The following is a 12114-nucleotide window of genomic DNA, read 5'->3' as shown; positions in this document are numbered from 1 at the left end:
GACATTGAATAAGCTTCCTCGAATGAATACCGCACGAAGGAAATGCGCCAGCATTTTCGAGGATCAAGTGTCCTCCACTCCAATTAACTCAGCAGAAAAACTCTCATTGTATTAACAAGACAATTAACTTTTTTACATTATCCGTTAAAAAGAAGCTAATTTACCCTCCTCTTTCTCCTCCCCTTTACCGGCCGGTCCCATTTTTTATAGGCGAGCCAGGTGAAGTAGAAGGAGAGCACAAAGAATGCAATGGCTCCCAGCTGTTTTCCATATAAAAAGTAAACTCCTGCAGCAGCTGCAAGTATGGCTGCGTAGAGCAAGATTTTTTTCATTTTTTCACATCCTCAGGGTCCCCGAAGTGCACTGCTATGTATTGATTCCATTATATAGGATATGGATGTATTTTATATTAATTCTATGTTAAATAAAAGTGCAGAAAAACAAGGGCCTGCAGCTGCAGGCCCTGTTGATCCATTTGGTTTTACATATTCCGGCGGTACTGTCCACCCACTTCGTATAAAGCACGGGTGATTTGGCCGAGGCTTGCCACTTTGACGGTTTCCATCAGTTCGGCAAAAATGTTGCCGCCGCTGACTGCTGCTTCCTTCAATTGTTTCAGCGCCTCTTCCGATTTGTCTTTGTTACGGTCCTGGAAGCTGCGCAGATTGCGGATCTGTGTTTCTTTTTCTTCCTTCGTTGCCCGTGCAAGCTCCATGTTATTCATTTCATCCTCTGAAGGAGGATTAGGATTTAAGTATGTGTTAACTCCAATAATTGGAAGCTCACCAGTGTGCTTCTTCATTTCATAATACATGGACTCATCCTGGATTTTGCCGCGCTGGTATTGAGTTTCCATGGCGCCAAGCACGCCGCCGCGGTCATTGATGCGTTCGAACTCTCTCAGCACCTGCTCTTCCACAAGGTCTGTCAATTCATCTACAATAAATGCACCCTGAAGCGGGTTTTCATTTTTCGATAATCCATGCTCTTTAGTAATGATCATCTGGATGGCCATCGCACGGCGGACAGATTCTTCTGTCGGTGTCGTAATGGCTTCATCATAAGCATTAGTATGAAGGGAGTTACAGTTATCCTGAAGCGCCATTAATGCCTGCAGCGTTGTACGGATATCGTTAAAATCAATTTCCTGTGCATGCAGAGAGCGCCCTGAAGTCTGGATATGGTACTTCAGTTTCTGGCTTCTTTCATTGGCGCCATATTTATCTCTCATAACCGTTGCCCAGATGCGGCGCGCCACACGGCCCAGCACCGTATACTCCGGATCAAGTCCATTGGAGAAGAAGAATGAAAGGTTTGGTGCAAAATCATTGATGTTCATGCCTCTGCTCAAATAGTACTCGACATAGGTGAAGCCATTTGCCAGTGTAAAGGCAAGCTGAGAAATCGGGTTTGCGCCCGCTTCTGCGATATGGTAACCGGAAATCGAAACAGAGTAATAATTTCGGACTTTATGGTCGATAAAGTACTGCTGGATATCCCCCATCATCCTCAAAGCAAACTCAGTCGAGAAGATACAAGTATTCTGTCCCTGATCTTCTTTTAAAATGTCAGCCTGAACCGTCCCGCGGACAGTCTGCAGTGTTTTCGCCCTAACTTCTGTGAATTCTTCAGGAGTCAGCACGCGGCCAAGCTCCTGCTCTTTTACTTCAATCTGCTGTTCGATGGCCGTATTCATGAACATCGCCAAAATAATCGGTGCCGGCCCATTAATCGTCATCGATACAGATGTAGATGGATGGCACAAATCGAATCCTGCATACAATTTCTTCATATCATCCAGCGTACAGATGCTGACTCCGCTTTCCCCGACTTTTCCGTAAATGTCCGGGCGATAGTCAGGATCTTCCCCGTATAGGGTTACAGAATCAAACGCTGTGCTCAGACGCTTCGCGGCATCATCCTTGGACAGATAATGGAAGCGGCGATTTGTCCGTTCAGGTGTACCTTCTCCGGCAAACTGTCTCTTCGGATCTTCACCCTCGCGTTTAAATGGAAAAACACCAGCTGTATAAGGGAATGAACCCGGCACGTTTTCTCTGTATACCCAGCGGATGATTTCTCCGTAATCCTTATACTTAGGCAGTGCCACTTTTGGAATGGACAGGCCGGATAAGCTTTTTGTTTTTAAAACCGTCACGATTTCTTTATCGCGGATTTTTGTCACAAATTGCTCGCCTGAGTATTTTTCCTTTAGATCATCCCAGCCAGCAAGGATTTTCTTTGTTTCAGCAGACAGTTTTTCTTCTGCTGCTGATTTAATGGCGTCAAGAGAAGCAATGACTTCTTCATTTCCTTCTTGTTCTTTCACAGCAAGCAGAGCCCCTTCGAGCTGGAACAGTTTGCGGGCAAGATCGGCCTGCTCCTCCGCTTTCTTGTGGTAGCCGCGGACTGTTTCAGACACTTCGCGCAGATAATAGCGCTGTTCATTCGGGATAATCACATTCTGCTTTTCAACTTTTGCGTTTTTTGTAAAACTTGTCTTCCAGTCTGTACCTGCTTTTTCATTAATTGTTTCCACAAGTGCCGCAAACACCGCATTTGTGCCAGGATCATTAAACTGGCTGGCAATGGTTCCGTAGACAGGCATGTCTTCCAGCTCTTTTTCAAAAAGCATCCGGCTGCGCTGGTACTGCTTTTGCACCTGCCGCATGGCATCTTCAGAACCTTTGCGCTCAAATTTATTAATGACGATCAAGTCTGCATAATCGATCATATCAATTTTCTCAAGCTGGGAAGGCGCGCCGAATTCACTTGTCATGACATACATGGAAGCATCACAAATTTCCGTAATGCCGGCATCTCCCTGCCCGATTCCGCTTGTTTCTACAATAATCAGATCATAGCCGGCTGCTTTGACAACTGATATGGCATCCTGAATCGCAAGCGACAGCTCGCTGCGGGAATTTCTTGTTGCCAGGCTTCGCATGTAGACTCGCGGATTAAAGATGGCGTTCATGCGGATACGGTCGCCAAGAAGCGCACCGCCTGTTTTTTGCTTTGTCGGATCAACAGAAAGGATCGCAACTTTTTTCTCCGGAATTTCATTAATGAAACGGCGGATCAGTTCGTCAGTCAGCGAGCTTTTTCCAGCACCGCCTGTACCCGTAATTCCCACTACAGGTACCTGCTTTTCCAGTGACTTCACTTTCTCCATGACCGGCTCAAGCGATGCTGCCGCTTCTTTGCCTACGGTTACCTGATGCTCAGCCAGTGTAATCAGCTTGGCAATGGCATTGGTTTCCCCATCCTGAAGCTTTTCAATCTGCTCGGATGCTTCAGCTGTGAAAGTCGGGAAATCACACTCCTTGATCATTTGATCAATCATCCCCTGGAGGCCGTATTGGCGGCCATCTTCCGGAGAGAAAATCCTCGCGATTCCGTAGTCATGCAATTCTTTGATTTCCTTCGGGATAATGACACCGCCCCCTCCGCCATAAATGCGGATGTGGGATGCGCCCCGCTCCTTCAAAAGGTCATACATATATTTGAAGTACTCTACATGTCCTCCCTGATAAGAGGAAATAGCGATTCCCTGCACATCTTCCTGGATTGCAGCATTTACGACTTCTTCCACAGAACGGTTATGCCCGAGGTGGATGACCTCTGCACCGCTTGCCTGAATGATGCGGCGCATAATATTAATAGAAGCATCATGTCCGTCAAATAGGCTGGAAGCCGTAACGAAGCGAATATGATTTTTCGGCTTATAGACTTCTGGATTGCTCATCGTTCTCCCCCTTGTCCGTAAGCGCAGGCAACTGTGCTGCTGTTGCCTGCACGCTATTATTAAGCTTTTTCCGAAACTCTTCCCGGATCCTTTATTCCTTGAATAAGGAGATTGGTCTGCAGCTGGATATATTCATCGATGCTGTACATTTTCTGCAGTGACCAGCGGCGGAATGCCCACATTTGCCCCTGGACAAAAATGTTATGGGCAATCATTTTGATTTTTTCCTCCGGCAGGTCCAGTTCCCCGTTCTCGACACAAAGTGTAATGACATGCTCGAACATGCCGACCATTTCAATTTCTTTTTTCAGAACATATGGAAGCGCGTCCTTTGTCAGAGCCTTTACTTCCTGGTACATGACGAGCACTTCATCCTGCATTTCATCGACAACCTTGAAATAGTCGGCGATGCCTTGTTTCAGGCTTTCAAGCGTGCCCTGTTTCGTATCAAGACCTTTTTGAAGCCGTTCAGCGACCTGGTCATAAATGCTGTCACAAACCAGATATAGTACGTCTTCCTTCGTACGGATGTATTCATAAAGCGTTCCAATACTAAAACCAGATGCCTTCGCGATCTCTCTAGTTGTTGTACGATGGAACCCTTTTTGGATAAAAAGGGTGACGGCACCTTTAATCATCTGATCACGTCTTTTTTTGACAAGACGCTCATCTTTAACAGAAGCCTGCACTTCCCGTTTTTTCATTGTTTACCTACCGCCTCCCGTGAATCATAATGCCTGTTTATAAATGTGTATTAACTTATGAATTCTGCCCGTTGATTTCCTCTCCAGGATGCTCGCTTTCCGCGGGGCGGGCGGTGAACCTCCTCGACGCTCTGCGTCTGCGGGGTCTCACCTGTCCCGCTACTCCCGCAGGACGTTGAATAAGCTTCCCAGAAAAAACACCGCACGAAGAAAATGCGATAGCATTTTCGAGGATCTCGCACCTTCCGCTGCAATCAACTCATTGCTTAAACTTAGTCAGCAGCTCTAAAGACACAAATTTTACCAAAACGACCCGTTTTAGAACATTTATTTCGTTACCATACGAGAGATTACGAGACGCTGGATTTCCTGTGTGCCTTCGTAGATTTGCGTAATTTTGGCGTCACGCATGAAGCGTTCTACCGGATAATCCTTTGTATATCCGTACCCGCCAAAGATTTGGACGGCATCTGTTGTTACTTTCATAGCCGTATCACCAGCAAGCAGTTTGGACATGGCAGATTCTTTTCCGTATGGAAGCCCTTCTGACTCCAGCCATGCTGCCTGGTACGTTAATAGTCTTGAAGCTTCAATGCTTGTGGCCATGTCTGCCAGCTTAAATCCGATTCCCTGCTGGGCAGCAATAGGCTTGCCAAACTGCTGGCGTTCTTTTGCATATTCAACTGAAGCATCCAGTGCGCCCTGCGCGATCCCGACTGCCTGGGCAGCTATGCCGTTGCGGCCGCCGTCAAGTGTCATCATGGCAATTTTAAAGCCTTCGCCTACGTTTCCTAGAACGTTCTCAACCGGAACTTTGCACTCTTCAAAAATGATTTCAGTTGTAGGTGAGGAACGAATACCCAGTTTCTTTTCCTTCTTGCCGACTGAGAAGCCTTCAAAGCCGGATTCCACGATAAACGCTGTTGTTCCTTTATGTTTGGAAGCTGGATCTGTCAGGGCAAATACAACATAGATATCTGCGATTCCGCCGTTTGTGATGAAAATTTTGCTGCCGTTTAAGACGTAATGATCACCCTCAAGACGTGCCGTTGTTCTCATTCCGCCGGCATCTGATCCGCTGCCTGGCTCAGTAAGGCCATAAGCGCCAATTTTTTCACCCTGGGCCATAGGCTTCAGGTATTTTTGCTTTTGCTCTTCGCTTCCGAATTTGAAAATCGGCCAGCCTGCCAGAGATGTATGTGCTGAAAGAGTTACACCTGTAGAGGCACATACTCTGGAAAGCTCTTCAACTGCGATGCAGTAAGCAAGGTAATCACTGCCGATTCCGCCATACTCTTCAGGCCACGGAATCCCTGTTAAGCCAAGCTCCGCCATTTTGTCGAAAATCTCTCTGTCAAAGCGCTCTTCTTCGTCGCGTTCAGCAGCAGTCGGCGCCACTTCATTCCTGGCAAAATCGCGCACCATTTTTCTGATCATTTCATGCTCTTCACTCAATTGGAAATTCATTGTCTTTCCCTCGCTTTATATGGATTCGTTGATATATGGTGAATTCATTATTGGTCTGTTTCTTTACAGCTGTTTGCTGATGACAATCCGCTGAATTTCGCTTGTGCCTTCATAGATTTCGGTAATTTTGGCATCACGGAAGTAGCGCTCAACCGGGTAGTCTTCCGTGTAGCCGTAGCCGCCGAATACCTGAATGGCTTCTGTTGACACGTCTACTGCTGTTTTGGATGCAAACAGCTTTGCCATTGAGGCTTCCAGTCCGCATTTAATGCCGCGCTGGCGCATGTCTGCTGCGCGATAGATTAATAGTTTTGCAGCTTCGACGCTTGTCGCCATGTCTGCAAGCTTGAATCCGACACCTTGCTGAGCAGCGATCGGCTTGCCGAACTGTACACGTTCCTTCGCATAGCTTGCGGCTGCTTCAAAGGCTGCTTCTGCGATTCCAAGCGCCTGCGAAGCAATACCGATCCGTCCGGCGTCCAGATTGGCCATCGCAATCTTGAAGCCTTCTCCTTCATTGCCGAGAAGATTTTCAGAAGGAACACGCATATCCTCAAATGTCAGCTGAAGCGTTCTTGAGCCGTGCAAGCCCATTTTGTGCTCATCCTTCCCAAATACAAGGCCTGGCGTATCTTTCTCTACAATAAAAGCGGAGATGCCTTTGCTGCCAAGCTCCGGATTTGTGGATGCAAATACAATATATACGTCTGCTTCGCCAGCATTCGTGATGAACACTTTTGAACCATTAATGACATAATGGTCTCCATCTTTTACCGCACGGGATTTCAGGCTTCCCGCATCCGAGCCTGCGCTCGGTTCAGTGAGGCAAAAAGCTCCGAGGTACTCGCCTGAAGCAAGCTTCGGAATATATTTCTGCTTTTGCTCTTCCGTACCGAAGTAAAGGATTGGGTTTGTTCCAACCGATGTGTGGACCGATAAAATAACGCCCACTGTCGCACTCACACGGGACAGTTCATGGATGGCGATAATGTAGGAGGTAAAGTCCATTTCGGATCCGCCGTATTTTTCAGGAATCGGTATCCCCATCAGGCCAAGCTCGCCCATTTTGCGGAGAATCTCCCTTGGAAACTCGCCCTGCTCCATTTTTTCCACAAAAGGGGCGATTTCCGTTTGCGCAAAATCACGCACCATTCTCCTCATCATTTCCTGTTCTTCTGTAAATCTCAGGTTCATTTGTATACCCTCCGATGCCGCCTGGCTCTATTCAGCCGGGCTCCTGTGATTATTTTTCGTAAACGTAGAAGCCTCTGCCTGTCTTCTTGCCAAGCCAGCCAGCTTTTACATATTTTCTTAACAGCGGGCATGGACGGTATTTATCATCGCCAAAGCCTTCATGCAGGGTTTCCATAATATACAGGCATGTATCCAGGCCAATGAAATCAGCCAAAGTCAGCGGTCCCATTGGATGGTTCATGCCAAGCTTCATCACTTCATCAATGGCCTCTTTTGTCGCAACCCCTTCATAAAGCGTGAAGATTGCTTCATTAATCATCGGCATCAGGATGCGGTTGGATACGAATCCAGGAAAGTCATTCACTTCTACCGGCACTTTTTTAAGCGTCTTTGTGATGTCTTCAATGGTTTGATACACTTCGTCTGCAGTTGCAAGGCCACGGATGATTTCTACTAGCTTCATCACTGGTACCGGGTTCATAAAATGCATGCCGATGACTTTTTCCGGACGTTTTGTGGCAGCCGCGATTTCTGTGATAGGAAGGGATGATGTATTGCTTGCCAGAATCGCATGTTCTGGAGCGATTTCATCCAGCTGGCTGAAGATCTTTGTTTTAATCTCCATATTTTCAACGGCTGCTTCGATGATGAGCTCAACGTTCTTTGCGTCCTGCAGATCAGTTGAAGCGGTTACATTTTTCAGCACTGTTTCCATGTCTTCCGCTGTCATGCGCTCTTTTTCCACCTGGCGGGAAAGATTCTTTATAATTACGCCAATGCCGCGTTCAACAAAATCCGGCTTTAGGTCGTTTAAGATGACGCTGTAGCCTGCCTGCGCACAAACCTGCGCGATTCCTGAACCCATTTGTCCAGCACCGATTACCATAATGTTTTTTACGTTCATATTTGTATCCTCCGATCTTGGGCTTTGGCCTGTATTTCTATCGATTCGGCTGGTAAATCCTGCTTTTTGGCCGGTAAGATGTTCATATAGACCTTCATTGTTCCATGTGGCCGATAAATTGATTATTTTGGCCGTAAAATCCTAATTGCGGCCGATATGATCAGTTGCGTCTCTCGCTTGGCCGGGCTGCACCGCCGTCCTAAAACAGATTACTGCTTCGGAACCTCAATCATCACCGCATCTCCCTGGCCTCCGCCGCTGCAGATGGCCGAAATGCCGATTCCGCCTCCGCGGCGCTTCAGTTCATGCATCAGTGTTAGGATGATTCTCGCTCCGCTCGCGCCGATTGGGTGTCCAAGGGCAACGGCACCGTCGTTAACATTCACTTTCTCTTCATCAAGACCGGCAATTTTTCCGCTTGTTAAAGCAACAGCCGCAAATGCTTCGTTAATTTCAAATAGGTCAATCTCTTCCAGGGTTTTTCCTGTCTTTTTCAATAGAGCATTAATGACAAGTCCAGGGGTTTGCGGGAAATCCTTGGCTTCCACTGCAAGCGCTGTATGGCCAAGAATATAAGCTCCCGGCTTTTTGCCTTCGCGTTCTGCCCGCTCTTCGCTCATCAATACTAAGGCTGCTGCTCCGTCGTTAACGCCAGGCGCATTCCCCGCAGTGATCGTACCATCGGAGTTAAAAACCGACCCCAGCTTAGCCAGCTTTTCTAAGGAAGTATCTTTACGCGGCGATTCATCCTGGGAAACAACGATTGGCTCACCTTTTCGCTGCGGCACTTCCACCGGCACGATTTCCTCTGCCAATCTGCCGGATTCCATTGCTGCAATGGCACGTTCATGGCTTCTCAGTGCCCAGTTGTCCTGCGCTTCACGGCTGATTTCAAACTCTTTAGCTGTCGAGTTTCCGTATGTTCCCATATGGACGCCTGTGAAGCTGCAGCTTAATCCGTCATGAACCATTAAGTCCTTAACCGTTGAATCACCCATGCGCAGCCCCCAGCGAGCTTTCGGCAAAATATAAGGAGCATTGCTCATGGATTCCATGCCCCCGGCCACGATGACTTCCTCGTCACCCGCCCGGATAATCTGATCCCCTAATGTGACGCTACGCATGCCGGAAGCACATACTTTATTGATCGTTTCCGTTTTCACTTCCCATGGCAAGCCTGCTTTTCTTGCAGCCTGACGTGAAGGGATCTGGCCCTGGCCGCCCTGGAGAACGGTTCCGAGAATCACTTCATCTACGTCCTCTGGATTGACGCCGGCGCGGTTCAGCGCTTCTTTTACTGCAAATCCGCCAAGGTCAGAAGCTGAAAAGCTGCTAAGCGCTCCGGCAAATTTTCCAAAAGGTGTTCTTACTCCGCTAAGAATTACGGTTTTCCCCATTAAGAATCGCTCCCTTGTACTATTAATTTAAAATGTTCTAATAATTAATTTGAAAAAAAATCGGGTCTATGAAGCAGTTCTGGTTGAAGTTAAATATCAGTGAAGGCGCGTTGGCTGACTGAACGCTCGCTCGAAAAAACCGCGAAATCAAAGGATTTTCTCCCTCATCAGCAAACAAGCAAAATTGTAAGCGCTTTATCATATTCTATTTTACTAGAAAAATAGCAGAAATTGAAACACTTTACACAAAATTCTGGTAAAAACATTTTTCGTCAAAATGCTTTAGCTGAAATTTGCTTCAGTGCTTCAATTTCCACTTTCAATATGTTAGGATGCTAAGTTCTGGCTTTCACCTATAACAGACTTTTCGAGAATTTCGGCAACATCGTACGTATGAACCTGTTCTTCCACTTCTTTTGCTTTCGTGCCATCTGAAAGCATCGTTAAGCAGTATGGGCATCCGGAGCTGATCACGGATGGATTCACTGCGAGTGCCTGCTCTGTGCGTGAGACGTTGATGCGGTGCCCTGTTTCTTCTTCCATCCACATTAAGCCGCCGCCTGCTCCGCAGCACATGCCGGTTTCGCGGTTTCTTTCCATTTCCACAAGCTTAACGCCAGGAATGCTCTTAAGGATTTCACGAGGAGGATCGTACACCTCGTTGTAGCGTCCAAGATAGCAGGAATCATGGAATGTGATCGTTTCTTCCACAGCATATTGCGGCTTCAGCTTGCCTTCTTCTACAAGCTTAGCAAGAACTTCAGTATGGTGATAAACCTCTGCCTCTAATCCAAAATCCGGATACTCATTTTTGAAAATGTTGTAGGCATGAGGATCGATCGTTACGATCTTCTTCACTTCATTTTTCTCAAACTCTTCAATATTCTTTGTGGCAAGCTCCTGGAATAAGAACTCGTTTCCAAGACGTCTTGGTGTGTCACCAGAGTTCTTTTCTTTGTTTCCAAGGATCGCGAATTTAACGCCTGCCTCATTCATTAGTTTCGCAAAGGAAAGAGCGATCTTTTGGCTGCGGTTATCATAAGATCCCATGGAGCCAACCCAGAATAAGTATTCAAACTCTTCTCCTGCCTTTTTCATTTCCTTCACTGTCGGAACATGAACATCTTCGCGTGCTTCTCTCCAGTCTTCGCGCTCCTTGCGGTTCAGTCCCCAAGGATTTCCCTGGCGCTCGATATTGGTCATGGCGCGCTGTGCATCCGCATCCATTTTACCCTCTGTTAAAACAAGGTAGCGGCGCAGATCAATAATCTTATCAACATGTTCATTCATAACCGGGCATTGGTCTTCACAGTTTCGGCAAGTCGTACAAGCCCAGATTTCTTCTTCTGTAATGACTTCGCCAATCAGGCTAGGGCTGTATGCAAGGCCTGCAGCAGCTTCTTCTGCACCCTGGCCTGCAGCAGCAAGGGCAAGCTGATTGCCTTTCGTATTTGAAAACGCAAATGTCGGCACCCAAGGCTGCTTCGAAGTGACAACAGCACCATGATTGGTTAAATGGTCACGCAATTTCAGGATTAAATCCATCGGAGAAAGCATTTTTCCCGTGCCGGTTGCCGGACACATATTGGTACAGCGTCCGCATTCCACACATGCATAGAAATCGATCATCTGATGCTGTGTAAAATCTTCAATCTTTCCGACACCAAAGCTTTCCTGTGACTCATCTTCAAAGTCGATTGCTTTTAATTTCCCCGGATTATCCAGACGGTTGAAATATACGTTGGCCGGTCCGGCGATTAAGTGAGCGTGCTTGGATTGCGGCACGTACACAAGGAAAGCGAGAAGGAATACTAAGTGAATCCACCATGAGATGTAAAACACAACTATTGATGCCGTTTCACCCATCCATGCGAATGCACCGGCAATCAGAGAAGCAACCGGTTCTGTCCAGGTTCCTTCATGGCCATGCCAAATCATGCCCATTCCATTGCCAAGCAGTACGGAAAGCATGAGCCCTCCGATAAAAATAAGAACGAGACCTGATTTGAATCCGCGTTTTAAACGGACAAGCTTTTCCACATAACGACGGTGGAAAGCCCAGATTACCGCTACAAGGATCATCAGGGTCACAATTTCCTGGAAAAAGGTGAAGCCAGGATATAATGGTCCAAGCGGCAAATGCGCACCTGGCTTAATTCCCTTGATAATAAAATCGATTGCTCCAAATTGGACAAGAATGAAGCCGTAGAAAAACATCACGTGGATAATTCCGCTTTTCTTATCCTTTAAAAGCTTCTTCTGGCCAAATACGTTAACCCAGATCTTCTCAAGGCGTTCTTTCACCTTGCCGTCAAACTCCACCTTTTTGCCAAGCTTGATATATTCAATCCGCGTCTTCACAACATAGACAAACAGGCTGATGGCGTAAGCGGTTACAAGAAGAAATGCAATTAAGTTGATCCATAATAGACCGTTCATAGGCATGGTGCTCCTTTCTTCATCTTAGAAAATTTTAAAAACAATATAATTTTCTGAATTTACTCTTACTCCCATTATATTATGAATGAGCATTCAGTCAACCATTTTTCGTTAAACTTGTTCGAAAAATTTCATTATTTTCATTTATTAAATTCTTTATAAAGGTGAAAAGTCCTCCCATTTTGGGAGATTCCATGATAGAAAAAGCTTTGCAGGAAATACTAACAGGAAAATCCTGTCGAGAGGAAGATTGCATTGACT

The 12114-nt window shown here is 46.6% G+C and carries 8 protein-coding genes; all 8 read right to left on the bottom strand.

Features of this window, described 5'->3' with window-relative positions; genetic code table 11:
• Positions 1-155: 155 nt before the first annotated feature.
• On the bottom strand, positions 156-332 hold the full coding sequence (locus NR125_RS12430; RefSeq protein ID WP_019380588.1) for a hypothetical protein: 177 nt from the start codon (positions 330-332) through the stop codon (positions 156-158).
• A gap of 149 nt (positions 333-481) precedes the next feature.
• The gene (icmF, locus tag NR125_RS12425; protein ID WP_071159477.1) at positions 482-3748 is read right to left on the bottom strand and encodes a fused isobutyryl-CoA mutase/GTPase IcmF; all 3267 of its coding nucleotides are present in this window, start codon (positions 3746-3748) and stop codon (positions 482-484) included.
• Positions 3749-3807: 59 nt separating this feature from the next.
• Positions 3808-4452 carry a TetR/AcrR family transcriptional regulator gene (locus NR125_RS12420; protein ID WP_071159475.1) on the bottom strand — a complete coding sequence of 215 codons (645 nt, stop codon included), beginning with the start codon at positions 4450-4452 and terminating at the stop codon, positions 3808-3810.
• Between the two features lie 327 nt (positions 4453-4779).
• Entirely contained in the window at positions 4780-5919 is a 1140-nt protein-coding gene (locus tag NR125_RS12415) for an acyl-CoA dehydrogenase (protein ID WP_019380585.1), read from the bottom strand.
• A 63-nt stretch (positions 5920-5982) separates the two neighbouring features.
• Positions 5983-7113, bottom strand: a complete 1131-nt coding sequence (locus NR125_RS12410; protein WP_192907968.1) for an acyl-CoA dehydrogenase — start codon at positions 7111-7113, stop codon at positions 5983-5985.
• A gap of 49 nt (positions 7114-7162) precedes the next feature.
• Positions 7163-8017 carry a 3-hydroxybutyryl-CoA dehydrogenase gene (locus tag NR125_RS12405; protein WP_256815444.1) on the bottom strand — a complete coding sequence of 285 codons (855 nt, stop codon included), beginning with the start codon at positions 8015-8017 and terminating at the stop codon, positions 7163-7165.
• A gap of 209 nt (positions 8018-8226) precedes the next feature.
• Positions 8227-9414: an acetyl-CoA C-acetyltransferase gene (locus tag NR125_RS12400; RefSeq protein WP_256815443.1), complete on the bottom strand. Its 1188-nt coding sequence runs from the start codon at positions 9412-9414 to the stop codon at positions 8227-8229.
• Between the two features lie 327 nt (positions 9415-9741).
• Positions 9742-11853 (bottom strand): (Fe-S)-binding protein, encoded by a 2112-nt coding sequence (locus NR125_RS12395; RefSeq protein ID WP_009332309.1) that lies wholly within the window; start codon positions 11851-11853, stop codon positions 9742-9744.
• Positions 11854-12114: the final 261 nt, after the last annotated feature.

Origin of the sequence: Cytobacillus sp. Bac17, from assembly GCF_024519925.1 — a bacterium.
Lineage (GTDB): Bacteria > Bacillota > Bacilli > Bacillales > Cytobacillaceae > Cytobacillus > Cytobacillus pseudoceanisediminis.
This window is presented reverse-complemented; position numbering and strand designations above follow the sequence as displayed.

Bases quoted from the DNA above. Each gene is read 5' to 3' on its own strand.
- icmF (WP_071159477.1), bottom strand. From the start codon at position 3,748: ATGAGCAATCCAGAAGTCTATAAGCCGAAAAATCATATTCGCTTCGTT.
- NR125_RS12395 (WP_009332309.1), bottom strand. From the start codon at position 11,853: ATGAACGGTCTATTATGGATCAACTTAATTGCATTTCTTCTTGTAACC.
- NR125_RS12430 (WP_019380588.1), bottom strand. From the start codon at position 332: ATGAAAAAAATCTTGCTCTACGCAGCCATACTTGCAGCTGCTGCAGGA.
- NR125_RS12420 (WP_071159475.1), bottom strand. From the start codon at position 4,452: ATGAAAAAACGGGAAGTGCAGGCTTCTGTTAAAGATGAGCGTCTTGTC.
- NR125_RS12410 (WP_192907968.1), bottom strand. From the start codon at position 7,113: ATGAACCTGAGATTTACAGAAGAACAGGAAATGATGAGGAGAATGGTG.
- NR125_RS12415 (WP_019380585.1), bottom strand. From the start codon at position 5,919: ATGAATTTCCAATTGAGTGAAGAGCATGAAATGATCAGAAAAATGGTG.
- NR125_RS12405 (WP_256815444.1), bottom strand. From the start codon at position 8,017: ATGAACGTAAAAAACATTATGGTAATCGGTGCTGGACAAATGGGTTCA.
- NR125_RS12400 (WP_256815443.1), bottom strand. From the start codon at position 9,414: ATGGGGAAAACCGTAATTCTTAGCGGAGTAAGAACACCTTTTGGAAAA.